Raw genomic sequence first — 24,355 nt, 5'->3', positions numbered from 1 at the left:
TGATGCCCCCTTCCATCCCCGACCCCGCCCCACAGGGCGCGCCCGAGGCGTCGGAGGATGTCGCCTTCAGCCCCCACCTCGCCGGCGCCTCCATCCTGGTGGTGGACGACGAGCCGGGCATGCGAAACTTCCTGGTGCGGATGCTCCAGACTCGCTGCCGCCACGTGGCCGAGGCCCCTGATGTCGCCACCGCCTCGCGGCTCCTGGAGGCGGCGCCGTTCGACCTGATCATCCTCGACAACATCATGGCCGGGCGCACCGGCCTGCAATGGCTGGAAGAGCTGCGCGGCTCCGGCTTCTACCGCGACGTGATCCTCATCACCGCCTTCGCGGATCTCGAGACCGCCATCACCGCGCTTAGGGCCGGCGCTGCCGATTTCGTGCTGAAGCCGTTCCGTTCCAACCAGATCCTCAACGCCATCGCCCGCTGCCTCGATCGCGGCCGGCTGATGCGCGAGAATTTCGTGCTCCGCCGCGAGCTGAAGGCCATGCCCGGCGCCGCCGCGCCGCTGATGGCCGGCGACAGCGTTTCGACCCGCGCCGTGCGCGCCATGATCGAGCGCGTGGGCCCCATGCCCTCCACCGTGCTCATCACCGGAGAATCCGGAACCGGCAAGGAAGTTACCGCCCGCGCTTTGCACGCCGTCTCGGCCCGTGCGGCCAAGCCGTTCGTGCCGGTGAATTGCGCGGCCATTGCGCCGGAGATCATCGAGAGCGAGCTGTTCGGCCACCTCAAGGGCGCCTTCACCGGCGCCGCCTCCTCCCGCGAGGGGCTGTTCTTCTATGCCCAGGGTGGCACGCTCTTCCTCGACGAGGTGGGTGAGCTGCCGCCCGCCATGCAGTCGAAGCTGCTGCGGGTGATCGAGGATCGCAAGGTCCGCCCGGTGGGGGCGGAGCGGGAAGTCCCGGTGGACGTGCGCCTCGTCGCTGCCACCAATGCCAACCTCACCGCGCAGGTGGCGGCGGGCCGCTTCCGGCAGGATCTCTATTACCGGCTCAATGTGGTGAACATCCACCTCGCGCCCCTGCGCGAGCGGCCGGAGGACGTGGCGCCGCTCGCCCATCTGTTCATCGCCGAACTGAGCGCCCGGCTCGGCGTGCCGCCCCTCGACCTCACCGAGCCGGTGCTCGCCTTCCTCACGCGCTATCCCTGGCCGGGCAATGTGCGCGAGCTGCGGAACGTGATCGAGCGCTCGCTGATCCTCGGCGACTTCCCGCGCGACGTGGTGCCCGAGGGCGTCGAGGAGGAGGACGCGCCCGGCTCCGCCCTCGACGCGGTGGAAAAGGCGCACATGCTGAAGGTGCTGGCCGAGGCCGGCGGCAACCGGGCCGAGGCGGCGCGCCGCCTCAAGGTCTCGCGCAAGACGCTGGACCGCAAATTGAAGGCCTGGAATGGCTGAAGCGGTGCGCAAAACCACCGACGCGCCGCGCGGCGTCCTCGCCCGATTGCGCTCGGTTCGCATGCGGCTCCTCGCCATCGCTCTTCTGCCCACCCTCATCATCCTGCCGGCGGTGCTGGCGCTGGTGGTCACCTGGTGGACCCGGCAGTTCGACCGGCTTCTCATCTCCAAGGTGAACGGCGACCTCACCATCGCCCGCCAGTATCTCGACCGGCTGCGCGAGCGCTCCGACGAGACGCTGCACGCGCTGGGGGATTCGGTGGCCTTCGCCCGCGTCACCGGGGCCGGCGACAACGCGGCGCTCGCCGCGTTCCTCGATGCCCGGCGCAAGGCGATGGGGCTCGATTTCCTCTATCTCATCGATGCCGACGGCCACAGCCTTGCCGCAGCGCCCGCCGGTGCCGCGCGCGAGGTGAGCGCGATGTGGCCGGTGGAGCGCCGGGCGCTCGCTGGCACCGCCTCCACCGAGATCGACATCTTCGGCCCGCAGGAGCTGGAACGGCTCTCGCCGCGACTGGCGGCGCGCGCGCATATCGCCCTCGTGCCGACCCCGGGCGCCGTTCCGACGAACCGGGAGGCGGAGGACCGGGGCATGGTGGTGCAGTCCGGCACCCCGGTGGAGATGCCGGGGGGCGTGCGGGCGGCGCTGGTGGGCGGCGTGCTGCTCAACCAGAACCTCGACTTCATCGACACCATCAACGACCTCGTCTACCGCCCCGGCAGCCTGCCGGAGGGCTCGGCCGGCACCGCCACCCTGTTCGTGGACGACGTGCGCGTCTCCACCAACGTGCGCCTGTTCGAGGGGCGGCGGGCGCTGGGCACCCGCGTGTCGCAGGAGGTGCGCAATGCGGTGCTGGGCGAGGGGCGGGTGTGGCTCGACCGGGCCTTCGTGGTCAGTGACTGGTACATCTCGGCCTACGAGCCGGTGGTGGACAGCCACGGCAAGCGCATCGGCATGCTCTATGTGGGCTTTCTGGAAGCGCCGTTCCTCGCGCTCAAGCGGGCGAGCCTTGCCGCGGTAGCGGTGGGCTTCCTGCTGGTGGCGATGGTGGCGATCCCCGTGCTGCTGCGCTGGGCGGCGGCCATCTTCCGGCCGCTGGAGGCGATGAACGCCACCATCTCGGCGGTGGAGGGCGGCGCCCTGTCCGCCCGCACCGGCGTCGCCGCGACCTCGGACGAGATCGGCCGCGTCGCCCATCATCTCGACGACATGCTGGACCTGTTGCAGGAGCGCGACGCGGAGCTGCGCCGGTGGACCGAGGAGTTGGACCGCCGTGTCGCCGAGCGCACCCGCGAGCTGGAAGACGCCAACGCCGAGCTGGCCGCCACCCAGCGCCAGCTCGTCATGTCCGAGAAGCTCGCCGCCATCGGCGAGATCACGGCGGGCGTCGCCCACGAGATCAACAATCCGGTGGCGGTCATCCAGGGCAATCTGGATGTGGCGCGCGACGTACTGGGGAGCGCGGCGGCGCCGGTGAAGACCGAGTTCAACCTCATCGACCAGCAGGTCCACCGCATCAACGTGATCGTCTCGAAGCTTCTCCAGTTCGCGCGCCCCGCCGAATTCGCCGGCCATCTTGATCCGGTAGCGCCGGGCGAGGTGGTGGGCGATGCGCTGCTGCTGGTGCAGCATTTGCTCTCCCGCAGCGAGATCCTCGTCGCCCGCACCGACGGCGCCACGCGCCTCGTGATGATGAACCGGGTGGAATTGCAGCAGGTGCTCATCAATCTGATGGTCAACGCCGTCCACGCCATGCCCCAGGGCGGCACCCTCACCGTCACCACGCGGGACGAGACGCGCGGGCGGCAGCCGGGCGTCGGCATCGAGGTGGCGGACACCGGCACGGGCATCCCCGAAGAGCGGATCGGCCGCGTCTTCGACCCCTTCTTCACCACCAAGCCGCAGGGCGGCACCGGGCTCGGCCTCTCCATCAGCTACACGCTCATCGAGCGCGCGGGCGGGACCATGGCGGTGGAAAGCCCGCCGGGATCGGGCGCCGTCTTCTCCATCTGGCTACCGGAGGCCGGGAGCGCGGTGGAAGAGGGCGCGCATTCCGCCTGAATTTCAGGCGAGCCCGATAAATGAGCACTCTGAAAGCTCCGGGACCCTTGCGTCGCGGGTGGGGCGTTCGTACCGTTCGTATATAATAGCCAGCAGGTGCCCGCCATGAAGTGGGATAAGGGCAACACGCCCATCATGCCGCGCATCGTGCCCGGCACCACGATCCGCCTCCTGCCGCCATGGCAGAAGACCGGCCAGAAGCGCGCCAACCCGCTGCGGCCCGGTGGCCCGGCCCTGCGCGTGATCGAGACGGAGCGGCCGGAGGCCGGGGCGGCCGAAGCCGAGGCCCTCGTGCCGGAGAAGAAGCCATGAGCGAGGTCACCGAGCGGCCGACAACCGACTTCGCCGGCTATGCCTTCACCGCCGCCGAGGCTGCGCCGGCCCGCCCCGGTCTCTTCATCCTCACCCGCGCCGTCTCCGGGCGGACCCTGCCGCTCTATGTGGGCGAGGGGGAGGACATGGCGGCGGCGCTGGCCGCCTTCCGTGCGGCGAGCCCGAAGGAGGCGGGTGTTGCGGACGGCCTGTTCGTGCTCGAACGCCCCATGGCGCGGGTGCGCCAGCACACCCTGCGCGACATCGTCTCCCGCTTCGATCCGCCGCTGAACGTGACGCACCGCAAGGCCCCGGCTGCGCCGGAGCTGGCGGCGCTGGTGGAAGATCGCGGCGCGGCGCTGGGTGGGCTGAACGAGCAGCCGGGCGCGCCGCTCTCCGTCACCGAGGATGATCTGAAGCGGCTGGTGGAACGCTTCTACGGCCGCGCGGCCGCCGACCCGCTGCTCGGCCCGGTTTTCGCCCGCGCCATTCCCGACTGGGAAGGCCATTACCAGATCGTGCAGAACTTCTGGTCCCGCACCCTGCTCGGCACGGCGCGCTATTCGGGGATGCCGTTCGCCGCGCACATCCCGCTCCAGCTGAAGCCGGAGCATTTCACCCGCTGGGTGGCGCTGTTCAAGGAGACGGCGGTGGAGGTGCTGGACGCGGTGGCGGCGGCGCGGGCCATCGCCAAGGTGGAGCACATGAGCACCTGTTTCCAGGCCGGGCTGTTCCCGCCCGACCTCGGCCCCTCTCATGCGCCGGGATCGCACCCGCACGGGGTGCACCCGCAGGCCGGGTAGGGTTCAGCCCTGCGCGAAGCGGCGGAACTGCTTCACCACCTCCACATAGACATCGCGCTTGAAGGGGATGATGAGGTCGACCACCGCGTCGATCTCCTCCCAGCGCCAGTCCATGAATTCCGGCTTGTGCTTGCCGCCGCCCGGACGAAGGATGTTGATCTCGGCATCGGCGCCGGTGAAGCGCAGCGCGTACCATTTCTGCGTCTGGCCCCGGTAGCGGCCTTTCCAGGCCTCGCCGGCGATGCGGCCGGGCAAGTCGTAGGAGAGCCACTCCTCCACTTCGCCCAGCTTGGTCACCGAGCGGATGGAGGTTTCCTCGTAAAGCTCGCGCAAGGCGGCGGCATAGGGCTCCTCGCCCTTGTCGATGCCGCCCTGGGGCATCTGCCAGGAATGGGTGGCGTCCACATGCTCCGGTCCGCCGAGGCGCCGGCCCACGAACACCTTGCCGGCGGCGTTGAACACGGCGAGGCCCACGCAGGGGCGATAGGGCATGTCTTCGTGCTTGTCGTGCTTATCGTGCTTCTTCGACATGGCGGCGGCCTTGATGGAATGACATGCCCCCTGATACGCGCCCCGCCGCACCGCGCAAGATGCGGCGGGCGCAAGTTCAGGCAGGCGGCCCCCCGGACGCAGCGTCAGTGCGCGGCGCGGTGCCGGGGAAGGGCGGTGGAGCCCCAGGCGCGGATGGAGGCCCAGGTGCGCCGCTCCAGCTGGAACTGGTCCACCGGCACGGAGGCGCGCAGCGCCTTCACGCGGCACAGGCCGACGCCGGACCACTGGAAGCCGCACTTCTCCAGCACCCGGCGCGACGCCGGATTGACCACGCGGGCGGAGCCGAGGAGGAGCGAGACATCGGTCTCGGAGAAGGCATAGTCGATGACGGCGCGCACGGCCTCGGTGGCGATGCCGCGGCCCCAGAAGGCTTCGCCGACCCAGTAGCCGAGTTCCGGCGCGGGCTCAGGCGGGCGGCGGCCATAGCTGACCATGCCGGCGAAGGCCATGCGGCCCTCGCCCTTGAGGAAGACGCCGAAGGTGGCGGCATCGGGCACGGCGGCGAGCGTCTCGACGAAGGCGTGGGCGTCGGAGGGCTTGTAGGGGAACGGCAGGTTCGCGGTCATCTCCGCGATCCGGCGGTTGTTGGCGAGCTCCGCGACGGCAGCAACGTCCTCGATATGCGGCGCGCGGAGCACGAGCCGCTCGGTTTCGAGGACGGGGATACAGCTCTCCGCGAGCGGCACTCCGGACTGGGATTCGCACAAAGTCATGGCGGGCTCCTCAAGGGCACAAACGAAAACCGGGGAGAGGGTTGTCCCGTCTCCCCGGTTCGTGTCTGAGCGTTGAGAGGCCTGCTCAGGCGCCCACCGGATCAACGAGACCGGCGGGATCCTGCATTTATCAGGTCTCGCCGTTTATTCGGCCGCCTCGGCGGCGGCAGGAACGACCGATACGTAGGTGCGGTCGTTGGCTTTGGTGCGGAAGGCCACTTTGCCTTCGATAAGCGCGAAGAGGGTATGGTCCTTGCCCATGCCCACGTTCGTGCCGGGATGCCATTTGGTGCCGCGCTGGCGCACGATGATGTTGCCCGGAATGACGTCCTGGCCGCCGAAGCGCTTCACGCCAAGACGACGACCGTCGGAATCGCGACCGTTACGGGACGAGCCGCCTGCCTTTTTATGAGCCATTGTTGCTCTCCTCGTTCTCGATCAGGCGCCGACGCCGGCGGCGTCGGCCTTGACGGTCTCGCCCAGGCCGGAAATCTCGGTGATGCGCACGACGGTGAGGTCGGCGCGGAAGCCACGCTTGCGGCGGGAATTCTGCCGGCGGCGCTTCTTGAAGGCGATCACCTTGTCGCCGCGGGTGTGCTCGACGATCTCGCCGGTCACGGTGGCGCCGTCCACATGGGGCGCGCCGATGGCGACGGAGGCGCCGCTCAGCATCAGCACCGGGAAGGTGAAGACGGAGCCGACCTCGGCGTCGAGGTGGTCGATGGTGATCTTGTCGGCGGCGGCAACGCGATACTGCTTGCCGTTTGCCTTGATGACCGCGAACATTCTTGTCTCGCTTTCGTGTTCAGCCGCGCCTCAAGGACGGGCTTCTTCGGTCGGTTTTTCGGGATGCAGGCCCATTGGCCCACGCGAAGGTGGTCCGATATACGCCACGCCCGGAAAAGTCAACGCCACTGGCCTTTGCGAGACGGGGCGAAGCCGCGTGACGCCGCCGCCATCTCCCCCCTGCTCCTTGGCGGCGGCTACCGCGCCGCAGCGCCTGCGGTCCGTGCGGTTCCAGCCCTCACACGATCGCCGCGGCGGCCCGTTTCAGCGCGTCGGCGTCCATGGGCAGCAGGACGGCGTCCGCCCGCTTCAGCACGTCGGCGAGGCGCGTGCGGGCGGCGGTGGCAAGGTCGGGGTCATCGATCTGCGCCAGCGACCCCAGGGCGGCCACGAGCCTGAGCCCCACCTCCACCTGCCCGGCCCCGTCGCGGGCAATCGGCCGGAAGGCGTCTTCCAGCATGTCGTCCATCGACAGCGCGGGAATGGTGACGTTCGTCACGGCATCCTGGAAGGGCAGGTTGCGGGCCGCACGCCAGCCCCAGAGCAGCCGTGTGAGAGTCCCGCTCACGTCGATGGCGGTGCCGGGGTCGTTGACGCCCGGAGACAGGGCCTTTGACGCGATCTCCGCGAGCACCACCATGCCAAACCGTGGGTCCTGCTCGAAGCTGCGGACGTCGCCGATGGTGATGGCCTGCCGCAGCGCATCCGCCAGCGCGTCGTCGGGCGGCGCATCGAACACCGCAAGGGGACGGACCGGATCGACGAAGGCGCCCGGTCGCACGGCCACATGGCACGTCACGCCTTCCGGCACAGCCGCCGAAAGCTGTCCCACATCCATATGCTGCACGTAGCCGATGGCCGTCGCGAAGACCGGATAGCCGGCCGGCGGCGGTGCGGTGCGGACGGTTGCGCCGAGGCCGGGCCGGCGCGCGAAATCCTTCAGCGCCGCCGCGGTCGCCTGCTCGGTCCGGTCGATGATCTCGCCCATGCGCCCGAGCCGCGACACCCGGTCGATCCAGCGCAGCAGCGTGCCGACGACGACGGCGATGAGCACCACCGTCGCGGCGAAGAGCAGCAGCCGGCCGGCATCGGAATAGACGCCGCCCACGCCCCCCACCAGCGCCACGATGGAGAACAGGAACGCGCCCACGAAGACGCTCAGCGTGCGCTGGAGGGCCGCGTCCTCGATGAGGAGGGAGGTCGCGCGCGGCGTCGCCGCCTGTGCCGCGGCCGAGAGGACCGAGACGATGGCGGACAGGCTGAACGTGACCACCGCCAGCATGCTGGAGGCCAGCACGGTGAGCACTGGCTCAAGGCTGTTCGAGGCGAAGGTGAGGTAGCCCGGCAGCGCGTATCCCGATGGCAGGGTCGCCGCGACGAGCACCACGGCCACGGCCGTGAGGCTGTAGGCGGTGGGCCAGAACCACAGCCGTGTAATCCAGCGCCGCAGCCGGAAGCGCACGCGATCGGTGAGAAGGCCCATGGCTGTCACCGCGCCCCGTCAAAGCAGGGAATTCGGCCGGGACGACGGGGGAGCCGCCGGGGGTGGGTGCACTGCATAGGACACCAAGCGTGGCCGGGGGGCGCAAGTTCCGATATCGACCGCGCTTTAATCGGACCCCCCCCCGCGGAAGGCCCGGCCTCAGCTCACCTCGCTGCGGGGGGCGGATCTTGTCCTCGCATCCATTAACGAACGAAAAATGAAGGAGATTCTCCTCTTTAGAACCCTTGATCACAATTTTTGATATGCATATCATTAAAAATGCAATCAATAGTTGTTCCTGGGGGCGAGGATGCGGATCGAACTGGCGAGGATCGGCGGCGTTTCGGTGATTCAGGACGAGGACGGGAGAGTCCATTGGGAGGCTGGCGGCGCGATTGATGCCGATGGCGCCAATGGCCAGAACGGCGCCAAGTTCGCATATCGGATGGACGACAAAGGTCTCGACGCCCTGAAGAACGCGGGCTGGCCGAGCGGCTCCTGGGACAACGTTCTGTTCGACAGAGGCGACGGACATCCCCTCGCCGACGATGACGGCAACGTCTATTCCAAGACCACCTATGCCTGGAAGGGCCGCGCCATCCCCACGCGATACGTCGATGCAGCGACGGTGCCGTATGTGGTCGTTAATCCCCTGGTGCGCCAGCGGGCGGTGGGGATCGTGATGGGGTGCCGGGCGCTCGTCACGTATAAGGGCAAGAGCGTCGCCGCGGTGGTGGCGGACGTCAGCGGAGCGGCCCGCATCGGGGAATTGTCGATCGCCGCGGCAAAGGCTCTGGGCATCCCCAGTTCGCCCCGAAAAGGCGGCACCGACACGGGGGTTACTTATGAGATGTGGCCCGGCAGCGCAGCGATCATCGATGGTGCGATCTATGAACTCCAGCGGGCATGACCGTAAGGAATAATGTTGGAAGGCGGGAGGCGCTCCAAGGCGCTCTATCCCTCAGCTCGCCTCGCTGCGCAGGGCCATCTTCTCGCGGCGACGCTGGACGGAGGAGGGGATGTTCATGCCCTCCCGGTACTTGGCGACGGTGCGGCGGGCGATGTCGATGCCATCGTCCTTCAGCTTCTGCACCAAGGTGTCGTCGGAGAGCACGTCCTCCGGCGCCTCGGCCTCGATCAGTGTCTTGATGCGGTGGCGCACCGATTCCGCCGAATGGGCCTCACCGCCGCCCGAGGCGGAGATGGCGGAGGAGAAGAAGAACTTCATCTCCACCACGCCGCGCGGGGTCGAGATGTATTTGTTCGAGGTCACGCGCGAGACGGTGGATTCGTGCATGCCGATGGCGTCCGCCACCGTGCGCAGGTTGAGCGGGCGCAGGAAGCGCACGCCATGCAGCAGGAAGGCGTCCTGCTGGCGCACGATCTCGCTCGCCACCTTCAGGATGGTGCGGGCGCGCTGGTCCAGCGAGCGGGTGAGCCAGCTCGCGCTCTGCAGGCAGTCGGCGAGGAAGCTCTTCTCCTCCTGCGACTTGGCGTGCTTCACCACGGTGGCGTGGTAGCTCTGGTTCACCAGAACCCGCGGCAGCGTCTCGGAATTCAGCTCCACGATCCAGGTGCCGTCGGCGCCGGGGCGCACATAGACGTCCGGCACCAGCGGATGGACGACGCCGGAGCCGAAGGCGAGGCCCGGCTTGGGATCGAGCCGGCGGATCTCGCCGATCATGTCCGCGAGGTCCTCGTTGTCCACGCCGCAGATGCGCTTCAGCGCGTTGCGGTCATGGCGGGCGAGGAGTTCGAGGTTGGCCACCAGCGCCTGCATGGCGGGGTCGAAGCGGTCGCGCTCGCGCAGCTGGATGGCGAGGCATTCGGCGAGGTTGCGGGCGCCGACGCCGGAGGGCTCGAAGGTCTGGATGAGCTTCAGGACGGCTTCCACCTCGTCGCGCGGCACGCCGAACTGGCCGGCGAGGAGGTCGAGGTCGCCGGTGAAATAGCCGGTCTCGTCGATGAGGCCGATGACATTGATGCCGATGAGCCGCCGGGCGGGATCGCTCACCGCCACGGAGAGCTGGGCTTCCAGATGGTCGGCCAGCGTGGTCTCGGCGGTCAGGAAGGCTTCGGGATTGTAGTCGTCGCCCCGCTCGCCGCCGCCGCTCCATTCGCCCATGGAGGGGCTGGAGGCGGTGGAGCCGCCACCGGGGGTGCCGCGATCGGCGGGGGCGTCGTCGGGAAAGACGTTGCCGAGGTCGGTGTCGAGGCGGGTCTCCATGGCGGCCCGGCTCTGTTCGTTGTCCTGGCCGGTCCAGTCGCTGGCCGGGGGCGGCTCGCCGTCGAGGCCGCCGCGCGCCATCTCCTCGCCGCGGGTCTCGCGGACCTCCGGCTGCGGCTCGGGGCCGCTCGCCTCGCCCTCGGTGATGCGCTCCAGCAGCGGGTTGCGTTCCAGCTCGGCCTCGACATAGGCCACCAGCTCCATGTTGGAGAGCTGGAGCAGCTTGATGGCCTGCATCAGCTGCGGCGTCATCACCAGCGACTGGCTCTGCCGGAACTCCAGCTTGGGGCTCATCGCCATGATGCTGGCCCCCCGATGTCCATGGCGCGGCGGGTGCTCACAGGCGGAACTCCTCGCCCAGATAGAGCCGCCGCACGTCGGGGCTGGAGACGATGGCTTCCGGATCGCCCTCCATCAGCACCGCGCCGGAATGGATGATGTAGGCGCGGTCGATGAGGCCCAGCGTCTCGCGCACATTGTGGTCGGTGATGAGGACGCCGATGCCGCGCGAGGTGAGGTGGCGCACCAGCGCCTGGATGTCTCCCACCGCGATGGGATCGATGCCGGCGAACGGCTCGTCCAGCAGCATGAAGGCCGGCTTGGTGGCGAGCGCGCGGGCGATCTCGAGGCGCCGCCGCTCGCCGCCCGACAGGGCGATGGAGGGCGACTTGCGCACATGGGTGATCTTGAATTCTTCGAGCAGCGCCTCGGTCTCCTCGCGGCGGCGGGCCCGGTTGGGCTCCGACACCTGGAGGACGCCCATGATGTTGTCCTCCACCGAGAGGCCCCGGAAGATGGAGGCTTCCTGCGGCAGGTAGCCGACGCCGAGGCGGGCGCGGCGATACATGGGCAGGGGCGTGATGTCGTGGCCGTCCAGCTCGATGCGGCCGGCATCGGCCTTCACCAGGCCCGTCACCATGTAGAAGCAGGTGGTCTTGCCGGCGCCGTTGGGGCCGAGCAGGCCCACGGCCTCGCCGCGGCGGACGTTCATGCTCACGTCCTTCACCACCTTGCGCCCGCCATAGGACTTGGCGAGGCCGAAGGCGGCCAGCGCCCCGGTGGAATTGAAGGGCAGCGTGTCCCGTCCGTCGCCGGGATAGGATGCGGGATAGTCGTCGCCCGCATCGGCGTCGTCGCCATAGGCGGCGTCCGGCGGCATGTAGGCGCGGTGGCGGGGGTCCGGCGCGGCGCTGGCGGGCGTCTCGTAGCCCGCATCATATCCCGCATCGCTGCGCGGATCGTCCTCTTCCCACTCGCGGGAATCCTGATCGCCCGCAGGGAGCGGAATGCCATCCGTCTCGCGGGGATCGTGGTCGCGGGGGTCGTACTGGCGCGCATCCTGCTCGCCACGGGCGCTGCCCGAGACGGACTTTCCCCCCGACTTCGAGTCTCCCGACTTCGACTTGCCGAACATGGACAGGACGTTCAACGCGACCTCCGGAAAACCCGGCCCCCAGATTGGAAGGTTTAGAACGTCCCAGCCGGGGATGCAACGCCTCCATGCAAGAGGCGGGCCGATTTCAGGGGCGAGAGTTCGCAGGTCTCGCGGAAATGGGAATAGTCAATTGAAACAAAAGAGAAATAATTTAACTTGACAGGCGCATGAAGGCTGCAGAAGGCGGCCGCGAGGCCGCCTCGGCCGGTCAGCGCTTGGGGGGCTGTTGGCCGCCCTGTTCGGTCTTGGGCTTGTCCGCCTCCTTCAGGCTGCCCGGGACGATGAGGCTCTCCACCCGGCCGCCCTCGAACTTGGACACGCCGCTGACGAGATCCACCACCAGCTTCTGGCCGCGGATGACGTTGGGGCCCTGGGTCAGCACCACCGGCTTGCCCACCATGGTGACGGTGTTGGTCTTCATGTCGAAGACGCCGCTGTCGCCGGTGGCGGTCTGCTCCTTGGTCTTCACCACCACGCCGCCGGTGGCCTCCAGCTTCTTGATCTGGCCCTTCTGCGCCGGATCGGTGCCCGTCTGCGGGGTGCCGCCGGCCTGCTCGTTCATCGAGCCCTCGTAATAGACGAGGAGGTCCTTGGAGCGGAGCGTGGTGTCGCCCTGCGTCACCAGCACGTTGCCGGAGAAGACGGCGACCTTGTCCTTGTCGCGCACCTCCAGCCCGTCGGCATTGATGCGCACGGGCTGGTCGCGGTTGCGGGCGAAGCCCTGCAGCGCGTTGGGCACGCTGGTGCTGGGCGCCTGCGCGGCCGCAGGACCGGCGACGAGAAAGGCCGCCAGCGCGAGAATGCAGGCGGGTGCGAGGCTCGAAACCGGGAGGCGGACCTTGAGGGCCGTCGCATGACACATCATTGAGCAGGGACCGGGCGTCGCGGGGGAAGGGGCGCCGGCACCAGCGCCGGGGCCGCGGGAGAGGGCGCAGGCGGAACGGTGATGGTTCCGGTGGTCGCGGGCGCTGCCGGCGCTGCATGGACGGCGGAAGCGGGCGTCGCATCGGCGGCGTGGGTAGGGGCAGCCGGATTGGCGCCCGCCGCACTGTTTCCCGCCGCGTTGGCGCCGTCCGGCTTCTGGCCGGGCAGGTTGCTCATGCGGAAATCGAGCTGCACATGGCCCTGGAACAGGGCGCGGGCGCCGCGGTCGGTCACGTCCAGCCGGTCGGCCACCAGCTTGCCGTCGAGATAGGTGAAGACCACGGGATGGGCGGTGGCGATGGTGCCGGCCTTGATGTCCACGTCGGCGTCTTCCAGCTTGCCGCCGTAGCCGCCGTTCATGGCGAGGTCCACGCCGTCTCCCAGCGTGATGAACTGCTTCTTGGTGTCGAAGCTGCCGGTCTTGGCGTTGACGCTGGCCCAGCCCTTGTCGGCCAGCTCCAGGCGCGCCTCGATGTCGGAAAGCTCGATCACGTCCGGTCGGGTGAGATCCTGCACCGCCGTCTTTGCGGTAATACGGTAGCCGCGATTGTCGTCGGTGAAGCCGGAGAGCTTGGGCAGTTCCATGGTCAGGCGCGAGCCCGACAGGGTCAGGTGGCCGATGTCGAACGGCAGGTCGATGGAGAGCTTCAGCCGGGACAGGATGGACACCGCGCCGATGCCGAGGACCGCGACGATGATGGTGACAGGCACCAGCCGCTTGATCCAGCGCACGCGTGCGCTGTGCCGCCGCGCCTTGGTGAAGTCCGGCGGGGGCGGCGGGGTGAAGGCTTCGGCCTCCCGCGCATCGAAATCGTGTGGCGGCACGTGTCGGTTCATGGCCCTGTTCCGGCGGCGGGCCTGCCCCGCTGGCGCCTGTTCTCGGCTGCACGCCCCCTCAAGCGGGCGTCCGGCGCGTCGCCCCACGCGCGGGGTCCAAGGTGTCCGAAATGGCGCCCTGAAGCAAGGGCCGTGCCCAAGTCTCTCATGCGCAACGCTTTTTCGCGTCGGGCCGGATCACGAATGGGCGAAGATGTCCTCTTCCGCCCAGCCGGAGAGGTCGAGGGCGGCACGGGCCGGCAGGAAGGCGAAGCAGGCGGCGGCGAGCCCGGTGCGGCCCTCGCGCGCCAGCATGTCCTCCAGCTTGGCCTTCACCGCGTGCAGATACAGAACGTCCGAGGCGGCATAGGAGAGCTGGGCGTCGGAGAGGTCGGCGGCGCCCCAGTCCGAGCTTTGCTGCTGCTTGGAGATGTCCACGTTGAGGAGTTCCCGCAGCAGCTCCTTCAGGCCGTGCCGGTCGGTGTAGGTGCGCACCAGCCGCGAGGCGATCTTGGTGCACCACACCGGCTGCGGCATCACCTTGAAGGTGTGCTGGAGCACGGCGATGTCGAAGCGGCCGAAATGGAACAGCTTGGTCACGTTCGGGTCGGTCAGCAGCCGCACGAGGTTCGGCGCGCTGCCGGGCCCGGCGCCCTGCGGGATCTGCACCAGGTCGGCGCTGCCGTCACCGTTGGAGAGCTGCACGAGGCACAGCCGGTCGCGGAACGGGTCGAGACCCATGGTCTCGGTGTCGATGGCCACGACGGAAGCGGCCACGAAGTCCGCGGGCAGGTCGCCGCGATGGAGGCGGATGGTCATGAGTGTATCGTTTATCCACGTTCAGGACTGGGCTTCTAGCGAAGGCGCGCAGGCCTGTCGATGGGGCCGCTCGCTATGCCCTTGCCCCGCCTGCCTTTGCCCGGCCGTGCAGGGAAGACACGCCGGACAGATACCGCACGCGGCCGGCCCCGCCCGCCCGCTCCGGGCGCTTGGCCCATTGTGTGCGGTGCGGTATGGTTGCAGGCGATAGAGGAAGGGCTGGAACATGGCGGAAACGGCTGCGTCTCGCTATGAGGCGCTGGACGGCCTTCGTGGCATTGCGGCATTGATGGTCGCGATCCACCACATGCAGTTCAACAGCATCTTTCTCCATGTGGATGCCATCGTCTACGGCGAGTTGTTCGTCGATCTGTTCTTTGCGTTGTCCGGATTTGTCATTGCCTCCGCCTATCTGGAGAGGATCGACGACACCCGGGACATGAAGCGGTTTCTGACGCTGCGCTTTTTCAGAATCTACCCGTTGCACATTTTCATTCTGGCGCTGTTCCTGCTCAAGGAGCTGGCGCGGCTGGTGGCCGGCCTTTCCGGCGCCACGCTGAGCGGCACTGCCTTCACCGGGCGCACCAGCGTCGAGCTGCTGATGGCGACGATATTCCTGGTGCAGGCCTGGGGGCCGTTTGGCAAGAATGAGTGGAACGCCCCGAGCTGGAGCATCAGCTGCGAAGCGCTGGCCTATATCGTCTTTGCCCTTGTCGTGCCGCTCAAGCCCTTCCGCTGGAAATGGACGCCCTGGTTCATCGTCGCCTTCTCGATCCTCGCCTACACCTATGTGGCTTTCACTCCTGGTGGCATTGCTGACGCCACCTACGGCTTGCCCTCGCTGCTGAGGGGTCTCGCGGGCTTCTCGACCGGAGTGCTGTGCTATCAGGTGATGACGCGCAGGTCGGTGGCGGCCTACATGCAGAAGATGTCCGATCGCACCCTGACCGCGATCCAGTTCTGCGCCGTGCTGGCCTTCCTCGTTGTGCTGCACTATTTGCGCGGGCCGGCCATCGTGATTGCCGTGGTGCCGCTGGTTTTCCTGATCCTGTCCCTGCATCTGGATCGGGGCATGGGCTGCACCATCCTGAACACGCGGGTGTTCCAGTATCTGGGGAAGACCTCCTACTCCATTTACATGATCCACATGTTCATTCTGCTTATGACCGATTCCGTCCTCAAGCGCGTGCTGGGTTCGCTCACGGCCCATGTGGACGGCGCGACCTCGCTGGCGATCGGCACGGGCATCGCCCTTGTCCTGGCTGCCGTAGTCGTTGCCCTTGCCGATGTCACCTATCGCTTCATCGAGCATCCCTGGCGTGAATATGGACGGGGCGTGGCCCGCCGGCTCGGGCGCGTGCTCAAGCCGAGCGCCGCTGCCGAGTGACGGCGCGACCGGCCTGAGGCGCTCCTCCTGGGTCCGCGCACGGACCGCGAGGCGTCATCGGCCGCTTTTTACCTTGTCAGGCCACGGGTTGGGCCCTTGTCGATGCTGCGGCGTGCCCGGTGCGCGCCGCGGTCCGCCGTGCTAGAAGCGGCGCCGTTTCGACGTTACGAAAGCCTGGGGGGAAGAAGATGCGTTCGTTTCTGGCGACAGGCCTGCGCCTTGCGGGCCTCATTCTGGCGCTTGGCCTGATGGCCAGCACGGCGGCCGAGGCGCGGTCGGTGCCGCCCGGCAGCTACCTGCGCTCCTGCCGTGACGCGCAGGTGCGCGACGGCGCCGACCTCGCCGCCTTCTGCGCCACCCGCAACGGCCAATGGGTGGTGACGCGGCTCAACGATTTCCCGTCCTGCCGGGGCGACATCTCCAACCAGGACGGCCAGCTCTGGTGCCAGCGCCGCCCGGTGCCCCCGCCGCCGGCGGTGGGTCCGCGCGGCTCCTATCGCCAGACCTGCACCCGCGTGGAATTCCGCAACGGCGTGCTGAGCGCCTTCTGCCTCACCCGCGGCGGCAACTACCAGCCCTCCGTGCTGAACACGCTGACCTGCCAGCCCGGCTCGGACATCTCGAACCAGAACGGCCAGCTGTTCTGCCCCTCGCGCCAGCGGCTCCAGCCGCCTCCGGGCTCCTACATGCGCACCTGCCGCAACATCTCCATGGGCCTCGGCGGCGTGCTGCGCGCCCAGTGCCAGCGGGTGAACGGCTCTTGGAACCCGACCGCGCTCAACATGAACAATTGCGGCAATTACCGCGACATCTCCAACCAGAACGGCAACCTCGCCTGCTTCTGACGTTGACCTATCGCTAGGTGAGCCAACCCTGCGTCACTGGTATCATCGCCCCGATCGATTCGGTCGGGGAGTGATGCCATGGCGGGGGCGCTTGACAGGCTGCTGGGCGGGGCGCTGGCGGTACTGGGATTGATGCTGGCGGCGGGCCTCTCGCCCGCCGCGGCGCAGTCGGTGCCTCCGGGCAGCTATCTCAGCAGCTGCCGGCAGGTTCAGGTGCGGTTCGGGCACGACCTCGCGGCCTTCTGCCCGAACCGTGCCGGCCGGGATGTGGTGACCCGCCTCGACAATTTCCCCGCCTGCCGCGGCGATATCGCCAATGTGGACGGGCGGCTGACCTGCGCGGCCGGCGGCGGCGGGGGCATCCTCGGCCCCGGCGGCATCGCCCCCTCGCCCACGCCGTCGTTCCAGCAAGTGCCCGCAGGCCCCTATAAGGCGTCCTGCCGCAACATCCGCATGGATGGCCCGTGGCTGCGCGCCTCCTGCCGGGACGACTGGGGCGGCTGGCGGGATGCGAGCCTGATGCCGGCCGGCTGCATTCCCGGCAAGGGCATCGTCTATGAGGACGGACGGCTCTCCTGCGGCGGCTCCGGCTTCAGCGGCGATCGGCCCCCGGCGGGCTCCTACCGCGCGTCCTGCCGCGACATCAGCTATTCCGCCGGGCTCATCCGGGCCACCTGCCGCAACAGCTTCGGCAGCTGGGTGCCCACCACGCTCGCCACATCCTGGTGCGGCCACGGCCGCGACATCCGCAATGAAGGCGGCAGCCTCACCTGCCGGCCGGAAGGCTCGCCCGTGCCGGATGACCACAAATGGGGCGGCGGAAGCTGGGGTGGCACCGGCGGAAGCGGTGGCGGCAGTGGTGGCGGCAGTGCCTTGCCCTCCGGCTCCTACCGCGCCACCTGCCGCAATATCAGCATGTCCGCCGGTTGGCTGAAGGCCTCGTGCAAGAGTACATCGGGCACGTGGAAGGACAGCAGCACCTTCGCCAGCTGGTGCTCGGGCGGCTCCCACGACATTGCCAATGTGGACGGGCGCCTGACATGCCGTTAGGTTCGGTGCGGTAGTTCGGTGCCGCCCACGGGGCTGCGCCTCATCCTCAATCCTCGTGCGAAGGATGCCGCATGATGAACTTCCGGGTTTGGGCGGCAGCCCTGCTGTGCCTGTCCGCCACGCCGGCCGCGGCGGCGGGCGACATTCCGGTCGGTAGCTATCTGGAGAGCTGCCGGCAGGTGCAGGTGCGCTGGGGGCGCGATCTCGCCGCCTTCTGCGCCACCCGCGCGGGGGAATGGGTGGTGGCGCGCCTCGACGACTTCCCCTCCTGCGACGGCGACATCGCCAACCGCAACGGCCAGCTCATCTGCAAGGACACGCCCGCTCCGGGATCGCTCTACGGGACGCTCGCCCCGTCGCCGCCGCCCCGGCCCCAGCCGCCGGCCCCGCCGCCCGTGGTCCAGCGCCCGCCGGCCGGCACCTACACCTCGTCCTGCCGTGACCTGAGGCTTGAAGGCAGCTGGCTCTCGGCCACCTGCCGCGACGGCTGGGGCAACTGGCGCGAGGCCGGCCTCTCCCTCACCGGCTGCCCGCTGGGCGCCGACATCGCCAATGTGGAAGGCCGGCTCGCCTGCCGCTCCTTCACCTCCCAGCATGCGGGCGACTATCCCCCGCCCGGCTCCTATCAGGAGACCTGCCGGGACATCTCGCTCGAGTCCGGCACCCTGCGCGGCAATTGCCTCAGCCGCCGGGGCGCGTGGCTCGCCTCCTCGCTCTATCTCTCCTGGTGCAGCAATCGCGAGGTGGTGAACGACGACGGCATCCTGCGCTGCGCCTCCTCCGCGTCCTCCGCGTCGTCCGGCTCGGGATGGAACACCACGCCCGCGCCCTACGGCTCCTATCGCTCCACCTGCCGGGACGTGACGGTGAGCGGCGGCTTCCTGCGCGCCATGTGCCAGGACCGTGGCGGCACGTGGCGCACCTCGGTGCCGCTCCAGCTCTCGCAATGCCTGCAGGGGGCGGACATCTACAACGACAACAGCGACCTGCGCTGCTCGCGCGGCGGCTCGTCCGGCTTCAGCGACCGTCCCCCGCCGGGCTCCTACATGGCGAGCTGCCGCGAGATCCGCGTGGTGGCCGGATGGCTGAAGGCCTCCTGCCAGGACCGCAACGGCCGCTGGTCCGAAGCCACCACCGCCGTCTCCTGGTGCAGCCCCGGCCGCGACATCGCCAACGACAATGGCCGGCTGACCTGTCGGTAGCAGGACAGGTCGCCGGCGGGTCTCATGGACTGGATTGCATGGCGCGCGCAGTCTGGCGCGGGGAGCGCGCTTCAGGCCCGTCGGCCCTCCTGGTCGTCGACGATCCCTTCGGGGTGGTGAACGACCTCCGGGGCCATCCCGGCCGCGACCATTGGCGTCGCGGCGCGGCCGGCGGACCGGATCGCGAGCCTAAAAGGCTCAGTCGACCGCCACCTCGGCCCCAAGGTTCTCGAACACCGCGTCGATCTTGCCCTTCAGCGTCTGGGCGTTGAACGGCTTGACGATGTAGTTGCTGACGCCGGCCTTCTTGGCGGCGATCACGTTCTCGGACTTGGCTTCCGCCGTCACCATGATGAACGGGATCTGGCCGAGGGCGCCGTCGGCGCGCACCTGCTTCAGCAGCTCGTAGCCGGTCATCGGCTCCATGTTCCAGTCCGAGATGACGAGGCCGTAGCTGCGTTCCTTCAGCTTGGCCAGCGCCTCGGTGCCATCGGAGGCCTCGTCCACATCCTCGAAGCCGATCTGCTTCAGAAGGTTTCGGATGATGCGCACCATGGTCTTGTAGTCGTCCACCACAAGGACGGGCATCCCAAGATCAACCCCCATGACACACTCCAGAAACGGGGACGATGAACACGCTCCATCCATATTTGGCGAGCGCAACGACGAATGATGTTCTGATGTCCCGGGCTTGTGTGAGGCTTGCACCAAGAATTGGGGTCATCTTCCTCAATCATCTGGGACGATTTATAGGAGAGTGGAAAGCATAGCGTGTTTCAGGAGGCCCTAATGTCGGCTGCCCGGCGACCCTTCAGGATTGAGACCCCGAGTTCCGCCGGCGCCGCCGTCGACCTCTTCGCGGTGGATGGCCTCGACGACCATCTGCGTCGCATTTTCGGCGAGCTCGCCGAGGTGCGCGAGGAGATCGCGCGCTTCAAGACGCGCGATCCCGCCGTCGATCGCGAGCGCGACCGCAACGTGCTGTGGGCCGGCATCGAGACCATCCAGGATGCCATCCAGCACACCAAGCACGAGATCGCGAGCCTGCACGCCGAAGGTGCGCGCGGCGAGAAGCTGCTGCGCGCCACCAGCGAGCTGGAAGCGGTCGTCACCGACACGGAGGAGGCGACCGAAGCCATCCTCACCTCCGCCGAGCGGGTCGATGCCTTGATGATCCAGATGCACGCCCTGCTCACCGGCGATGCGGCGGACCTCGCCACCGAAATGCAGAACGAGACGACCAAGATCTTCGAGGCCTGCAATTTCCAGGACATCACCGGCCAGCGCATCCGCAAGGTGGTGAAGCTGCTGCTGTTCATCGAGGAACGGGTGGCGCGCATGACCGATATCTGGGGCGGGGCCGATCTCGTGGCCCAGGGCGCCCGCATCATCCCTCGCGAAGGCGACGAGGCCCTCCTCAACGGGCCGGCGCTGGCGCACGACGTGGGTGTGGTCTCTCAGGACGACATCGACAGCCTGTTCGCCTGAGGCGCGTGGGGCAGTCGGGGTGCGGTCCGCATCCCGCCTGCTCCCGGCCAGACCTCACTCGGTACGCGCAGCCTCCGGCGGCACCGGCGGCGCGGCGCAGAAGGCCTCGGAGGTGGCGGTCCAATCACCCACCCCGGCGGCCACGAGATTCTTCATCACCTTGCAGACATAGCGATGCTGTCCCACGGTGTTCTTCGGCCCGGCATTGTAGCGCGCGACCGCCATGGTCCAGCTGCCGTGCCGCTGGCGCAGCTCCTTCAGGAAGCGCGCGCCCTGCTCCACGTTGAGACGCGGATCGAAGATCTCCTCCAGCGTCCGGAATTCCTCCCGGTGCCAGTACCAGTTCACCTGCATGCAGCCGATGTCGATGAGCTTCACGCCGCGATCGTTGGCGGCACGGAACATGGCGAGGGCCTCGGGCAGCGAAGCGGGCAGATAATCCTTGCCCTCGATGTGCAGCATCAGCGGCTGGAGGCCGCTGCCGGTGCCGCTCTCGGTGAGCGCGACGGCGTAAAGGATCTGCAACGGAATCTGATACTTCGCCGCCGCCCGCGCCAGCTCGCGCTCGCAGATGCCGTGCGGGACGGGCTTTCGGCCGGCGCCCTTCTTTGGGAGGGAAGCCGTCGCCTGCCCTGAGACGGACGGAGCCGGCTCCGCCTTCTGGGACGCCGCTTGCCGCGGCTCAGGCGGGCGTCGCTCCCCCCAGATGGGCCGTGCGGGCGCAGGGGGAGCGGAAATCGGAAGCTGAGGTTCGGCCGCCACATCCCCCGTCTCGTCGGCGACGGGGGGGCCGAACGCGGCGGATGCGTCGCCGCAGCGCGCCTCAACCGGGGCCAGCGCGAGGCTCGTCAGCAAAAGAAGGCGCAGCGTCGTCATCGGGAAATGTCCTGTCCTGCCGGCCGTTGCGACCCTGCTGGCCGGGGTCGGTGCTGCCGCGCCCGCCGCCTTGTCCCTCGTCCGCGCTCTCTTGCGGGGGCGGGCCTTCCATCGCGGCAAGGCTGCGCACCGGCGCATCGAGTTGCGACAGGACGGGGCCGCCGACGTCCAGCTCCACGTCGGTTAGCCCAGCCGAGCCGAGGAGGGCGGAGAGATGGTCCTTGTCGGCCGCGAGCAGTTCGGCGGTGGCCGGGTTGTCCGCCTTGAGGCGCACGGTGAGGCCGTGCGGGGTGAGGCGCATGTGCACCACCACCCGCCCCAGCGTTTCCGGTGAAAGCGCGATGTCGAGCACGCGCACCGGGCCGGTCCGGGCAGCGCTCTCCGGGACCTCGATCGCGCCCCCGGCCGGGGCGCCCGCCGCAGCGGGATCGATCTGCGCCACCTCCGCCGCGATGGCGCGGCCGACCTGCGCAAGGCTGGCGAAGGGCAGCGTGGGGGCTGCCTCCGCCTTGAGGGCGGGCTGGAGCTTCGGCGGCTCCGCCACGGGCGCGGTGGGCCGGGCGGGCGCCTGGCTCGGGTCCGGGGCGATGCGACGGAGTTGGGGCGGGTCGCCCTGGGTGTCGTCGGGCGCGGCGCGCGGCGGGAGCGGCCGGACCGGCATCCGGTTGTCGTGCGGGTCGAGGTCCGGGGAAGGAGCGTCCGCTGCGGGTGCGCCTGTCGCTTCGCTCGTGGCCGCGTCGCGTTGCGTGTCGGCTGGCGCCACCGGCAGAGATGCCGATGCGGGCTGGGTGAAGGCGCGCACCGGCGCGAAATGCGTTTCCTGCCGCAGCACCACGAGTTGCATCGGCGGCGGAGCGTCCGCCGACCCTGCCGGTGCCGCCAGCGGAACGGGAGCCGGCATCGCCTGAGCGCGGGGCGCGATGTCCGGGGCCGGCATGTCCCTCGCGTCCGTGATTGGCGCGAGCGATATCGCGAGGAGCGGCATGGCGGCCGGCTGGGGAGGTGTCTCGGGCGCGGTCGTGTCGGACGGCGGCTCGGCCTCGGTCTCGATGGCGTCGATGGGGCGTGTGTCCTGCTGCGGCAGGACCAGCACGGGGCGCGGAGCGGGGGCGGTGTCGATCCCGCCGCGCTCCGGGGCGGGGCGTTCGCAGCGCGCGAGCAGCCGGTCGAGGCTCGCCGTGGGGAGGCGGGGCAGGGGCTCGGCGGGGAGCGGCTCCGTTGCATCGTCGCGGAGCGCCTCCCCCTCGCGGCGGGGCGCCGGGCGGGCATCCTCCATCAGGCTAAGCAGGTCGCCGAAGGGCGGGCCGTCCTGCGGCAAGGGCTCGCGGCCGGCGCCGGTGTCGGGGGGCAGGGCGAAGGCCGCCAAGGCGAGGTCGGCGGTCCTCATCGCGGCGCATCCTTTAGCAGGGTATCGATCTCCCCGAGCTTCGCCTGCGCCTTCGCCAGCGCCGCCGAGGGCTTCTCGGTTCCCGCCGTCCGCACCGGCTGGGCGCTGGCGACGACCGCGGGAGCGGACGGGGTTGCCGTGGGGGAGGGGGAAGGCGCCGGAGAAGGCGCCGGAGAAGGTGCTTCATCGGCGCGGCGGATCAGCTCGGCGGTGCGGCTCGCGGCCTCCAGCAGCGCCTGGTCGGAGGGGTCGAGGCGGGCGCGGTCGATGGCCTTCAGCGCCGCCTCTGCCGCCTGGTAGCGATCCGGCGTCACCGCTTGCGCGGCGCTCAGATAGACGCGGGCGCGCTCGGCATCGCGACTCGCGGCCGGGGCCAGCACCATGGCCCGCTCGGCGGCGGTGGTGGCGAGCGCGGTCTTGCCCTCCACGATGGCCGAGCGTGACACCAGCAGGAACACCTCGCGCCGGGCCTCTTCGTCGAGGGGCGCGAGCAGGGCATCGAGCCGTGAAAGGCCGTCCGGCGTCGCCAGCACGTTCATGCGGCTCAAGGCGGCGGCGAAGCGCTGGCGGAAGTTGCCGGCATAGGCGGAATGGCGAAAACGGCTGAAATACTGCCCCGACAGACGCTCGAACTGGTCGAGGTCGCCGGCCTGCGCCGCCACCAGCACGGCCCGGCGCAGGGCCGCCTCGTCCACCAGCGTGCCGGGCATGAGGAGGCGCGCCACCTCCAGCAGCCGCGAAGCCTTGGCCGGGTCGCTACGCACGGTGAGCGCCGCCTGGGCGAGGGCGATCTGCCCGCCGATGCCGTTGGGCAACTTGCGGGCGTCGATCTCGCCGAGCTGGCGCAGGGCCGGTTCCTCCCGGCCCTCCAGATAGAGCAGGCTGCCGGTGAGCAGCTTCTCGTCGATGTTCGGCTGCGGCTCACGCTGGATGATGCCGCGCAGCACCGCCGGATTGCCGCCGCCGAGGAAATACATCACCAGCGCGCGGGCATTGGCCGGGTCCTGCCAGACGGAGGCATCGGCATCGCCGAAGGCTGCGTCCATCTCGGTGATCATCGCCCGCTGCTGGGCGATGCCGGCGGTGGAGCCGGAGGCGATGAGATCCTGCAACCGCTGGAGACGGCGCACCAGCGTGACGGGATAGATATCGGTGCGGCCGGCGGGCGGGGCGGCCTCGGCGGACGTGGCGTGGGGCGCGGATGCGTCCGCGTGGGTAGCCGGCTGATCCGGCGCGGGCGCGGGATGGGCGTCATCGGCCAATTCCGCTGCGGCTTGGGCGGCGGGAGCGGCGGTCGGGACGGGCTCGGGAATGGGCGCCATGGGCTCGGAAGCCGGGGGCGTGCCGGCCCCGGTCGTCTCGGCGAGGGGGAGAGCCGTCGTCCCGGCCGGGATTCCGCCCGCCTCCGCCGCGACGGGGGGCGGCGCTAGAGCCGGCGCAGCGGCCGGAGCCCGCGCAGGTGCCATCGGCACCGCTGGCTCGGACGGCAGGGGACGGCGGGGCGGCAGCGGCATAGGGAAAGGCCCAAGGGGGGCATAGGCGGAGACCGCCGATGCGGACACGGACGGCGCCACGGCGGGACGTGGGGCCGGTCCGGGCGCCGTGTCGGGCGTCCGTCTGGGTGCGGGCTGAGGTGGCGTCGCGGGCGGTGTCACGGGAAGCGTCGCGGGTTTGGTTGCCGCGACGGGATTCGATGGGACTGAAGGTTTTGTCGCCGCCGGTTGGGTTGCTGCTGTGGGCTTGGGTGCCGCAGCCGGGACGGATGTTCCCGACGCAACCGGGGGCGCG

General features: G+C 69.4%; 24 protein-coding genes. 10 read left to right on the top strand and 14 right to left on the bottom strand.

The features are described 5' to 3' along the window. Positions 1-2: 2 nt before the first annotated feature. The 4 genes from V5F74_RS22975 to V5F74_RS22960 all read left to right on the top strand — a co-directional run bounded on the left by V5F74_RS22975 (position 3) and on the right by V5F74_RS22960 (position 4,577). The gene (locus V5F74_RS22975; protein WP_394010095.1) at positions 3-1,400 is read left to right on the top strand and encodes a sigma-54-dependent transcriptional regulator; all 1,398 of its coding nucleotides are present in this window, start codon (positions 3-5) and stop codon (positions 1,398-1,400) included. Further along, complete coding sequence (locus V5F74_RS22970; protein ID WP_394010094.1) at positions 1,393-3,462, top strand: sensor histidine kinase; 2,070 nt, start codon at positions 1,393-1,395, stop codon at positions 3,460-3,462. Before V5F74_RS22975 ends, V5F74_RS22970 begins: the two co-directional genes overlap by 8 nt. A 105-nt stretch (positions 3,463-3,567) precedes the next feature. Continuing rightward, positions 3,568-3,774 (top strand): hypothetical protein, encoded by a 207-nt coding sequence (locus V5F74_RS22965; protein ID WP_394010093.1) that lies wholly within the window; start codon positions 3,568-3,570, stop codon positions 3,772-3,774. Further along, positions 3,771-4,577: a group III truncated hemoglobin gene (locus V5F74_RS22960; RefSeq protein WP_394010092.1), complete on the top strand. Its 807-nt coding sequence runs from the start codon at positions 3,771-3,773 to the stop codon at positions 4,575-4,577. Before V5F74_RS22965 ends, V5F74_RS22960 begins: the two co-directional genes overlap by 4 nt. A 3-nt stretch (positions 4,578-4,580) precedes the next feature. Here V5F74_RS22960 and V5F74_RS22955 read toward each other — a convergent pair whose 3' ends face one another. The 5 genes from V5F74_RS22955 to V5F74_RS22935 form a co-directional block, all read right to left on the bottom strand. Further along, a complete protein-coding gene (locus tag V5F74_RS22955) occupies positions 4,581-5,108 on the bottom strand; it encodes an RNA pyrophosphohydrolase (protein WP_394010091.1) in 528 nt (175 codons plus the stop codon). A 104-nt stretch (positions 5,109-5,212) separates the two neighbouring features. After that, positions 5,213-5,842 carry a GNAT family N-acetyltransferase gene (locus V5F74_RS22950; RefSeq protein WP_029556049.1) on the bottom strand — a complete coding sequence of 210 codons (630 nt, stop codon included), beginning with the start codon at positions 5,840-5,842 and terminating at the stop codon, positions 5,213-5,215. 144 nt (positions 5,843-5,986) lie between these two features. Next, complete coding sequence (gene rpmA / locus V5F74_RS22945) at positions 5,987-6,259, bottom strand: 50S ribosomal protein L27 (protein ID WP_024276844.1); 273 nt, start codon at positions 6,257-6,259, stop codon at positions 5,987-5,989. 21 nt (positions 6,260-6,280) lie between these two features. Further along, entirely contained in the window at positions 6,281-6,628 is a 348-nt protein-coding gene (rplU, locus tag V5F74_RS22940; RefSeq protein WP_029556048.1) for a 50S ribosomal protein L21, read from the bottom strand. 238 nt (positions 6,629-6,866) lie between these two features. Beyond that, the gene (locus V5F74_RS22935; RefSeq protein ID WP_029556047.1) at positions 6,867-8,111 is read right to left on the bottom strand and encodes a DUF2254 domain-containing protein; all 1,245 of its coding nucleotides are present in this window, start codon (positions 8,109-8,111) and stop codon (positions 6,867-6,869) included. Between the two features lie 310 nt (positions 8,112-8,421). Here V5F74_RS22935 and V5F74_RS22930 point away from each other — a divergent pair, with 310 nt between their 5' ends. Next, entirely contained in the window at positions 8,422-9,021 is a 600-nt protein-coding gene (locus V5F74_RS22930; protein WP_051678864.1) for a glycoside hydrolase family 75 protein, read from the top strand. Positions 9,022-9,072: 51 nt separating this feature from the next. On the opposite strand, the gene rpoN is transcribed toward V5F74_RS22930, so the two are convergent. From rpoN to V5F74_RS22905, 5 genes are all read right to left on the bottom strand, one after another. Beyond that, complete coding sequence (gene rpoN, locus V5F74_RS22925; RefSeq protein ID WP_029556045.1) at positions 9,073-10,638, bottom strand: RNA polymerase factor sigma-54; 1,566 nt, start codon at positions 10,636-10,638, stop codon at positions 9,073-9,075. A gap of 37 nt (positions 10,639-10,675) precedes the next feature. Next, a complete protein-coding gene (gene lptB / locus V5F74_RS22920) occupies positions 10,676-11,767 on the bottom strand; it encodes an LPS export ABC transporter ATP-binding protein (RefSeq protein WP_394010090.1) in 1,092 nt (363 codons plus the stop codon). Positions 11,768-11,981: 214 nt separating this feature from the next. Continuing rightward, positions 11,982-12,638 carry an LptA/OstA family protein gene (locus V5F74_RS22915; protein WP_250165298.1) on the bottom strand — a complete coding sequence of 219 codons (657 nt, stop codon included), beginning with the start codon at positions 12,636-12,638 and terminating at the stop codon, positions 11,982-11,984. Beyond that, positions 12,635-13,534: a hypothetical protein gene (locus V5F74_RS22910; RefSeq protein ID WP_394010089.1), complete on the bottom strand. Its 900-nt coding sequence runs from the start codon at positions 13,532-13,534 to the stop codon at positions 12,635-12,637. Before V5F74_RS22910 ends, V5F74_RS22915 begins: the two co-directional genes overlap by 4 nt. 177 nt (positions 13,535-13,711) lie before the next feature. After that, positions 13,712-14,332 (bottom strand): ribonuclease D, encoded by a 621-nt coding sequence (locus tag V5F74_RS22905; RefSeq protein ID WP_024276851.1) that lies wholly within the window; start codon positions 14,330-14,332, stop codon positions 13,712-13,714. Between the two features lie 226 nt (positions 14,333-14,558). On the opposite strand from V5F74_RS22905, the gene V5F74_RS22900 reads away from it, so the two are divergent. The 4 genes from V5F74_RS22900 to V5F74_RS22885 all read left to right on the top strand — a co-directional run bounded on the left by V5F74_RS22900 (position 14,559) and on the right by V5F74_RS22885 (position 18,816). Further along, a complete protein-coding gene (locus V5F74_RS22900) occupies positions 14,559-15,719 on the top strand; it encodes an acyltransferase family protein (protein ID WP_394010088.1) in 1,161 nt (386 codons plus the stop codon). Positions 15,720-15,907: 188 nt separating this feature from the next. Then, a complete protein-coding gene (locus tag V5F74_RS22895) occupies positions 15,908-16,564 on the top strand; it encodes a CVNH domain-containing protein (protein WP_029556040.1) in 657 nt (218 codons plus the stop codon). A 78-nt stretch (positions 16,565-16,642) separates the two neighbouring features. Continuing rightward, a complete protein-coding gene (locus tag V5F74_RS22890) occupies positions 16,643-17,614 on the top strand; it encodes a CVNH domain-containing protein (RefSeq protein WP_038192756.1) in 972 nt (323 codons plus the stop codon). A 74-nt stretch (positions 17,615-17,688) separates the two neighbouring features. Then, positions 17,689-18,816 carry a CVNH domain-containing protein gene (locus V5F74_RS22885; RefSeq protein ID WP_394010087.1) on the top strand — a complete coding sequence of 376 codons (1,128 nt, stop codon included), beginning with the start codon at positions 17,689-17,691 and terminating at the stop codon, positions 18,814-18,816. Between the two features lie 198 nt (positions 18,817-19,014). Here the strand turns inward: V5F74_RS22885 and V5F74_RS22880 are convergent, their stop codons facing one another. After that, positions 19,015-19,422: a response regulator gene (locus V5F74_RS22880; RefSeq protein ID WP_024276855.1), complete on the bottom strand. Its 408-nt coding sequence runs from the start codon at positions 19,420-19,422 to the stop codon at positions 19,015-19,017. A 183-nt stretch (positions 19,423-19,605) separates the two neighbouring features. Between V5F74_RS22880 and V5F74_RS22875 the strand changes: the two genes are divergently transcribed. After that, the gene (locus V5F74_RS22875) at positions 19,606-20,304 is read left to right on the top strand and encodes a protein phosphatase CheZ (RefSeq protein ID WP_394010086.1); all 699 of its coding nucleotides are present in this window, start codon (positions 19,606-19,608) and stop codon (positions 20,302-20,304) included. 54 nt (positions 20,305-20,358) lie between these two features. Here V5F74_RS22875 and V5F74_RS22870 read toward each other — a convergent pair whose 3' ends face one another. Genes V5F74_RS22870 through V5F74_RS22860 form a run of 3 tightly spaced genes read right to left on the bottom strand, consistent with a single transcriptional unit; the run spans position 20,359 to position 24,039 of the window. Next, entirely contained in the window at positions 20,359-21,180 is an 822-nt protein-coding gene (locus V5F74_RS22870) for a lytic transglycosylase domain-containing protein (protein WP_394010085.1), read from the bottom strand. Further along, positions 21,128-22,567, bottom strand: a complete 1,440-nt coding sequence (locus tag V5F74_RS22865) for a flagellar hook-length control protein FliK (RefSeq protein WP_394010084.1) — start codon at positions 22,565-22,567, stop codon at positions 21,128-21,130. Before V5F74_RS22865 ends, V5F74_RS22870 begins: the two co-directional genes overlap by 53 nt. Continuing rightward, positions 22,564-24,039: a chemotaxis protein MotC gene (locus V5F74_RS22860; protein ID WP_394010083.1), complete on the bottom strand. Its 1,476-nt coding sequence runs from the start codon at positions 24,037-24,039 to the stop codon at positions 22,564-22,566. Before V5F74_RS22860 ends, V5F74_RS22865 begins: the two co-directional genes overlap by 4 nt. Positions 24,040-24,355 lie beyond the last annotated feature (316 nt).

Source organism: Xanthobacter aminoxidans, assembly GCF_043193615.1.
In the GTDB taxonomy this organism is placed as follows: Bacteria; Pseudomonadota; Alphaproteobacteria; order Rhizobiales; family Xanthobacteraceae; genus Xanthobacter; species Xanthobacter aminoxidans.
Note: the sequence above shows the minus strand (reverse complement) of the source record. Positions and strands in the feature narration are given on the sequence as shown.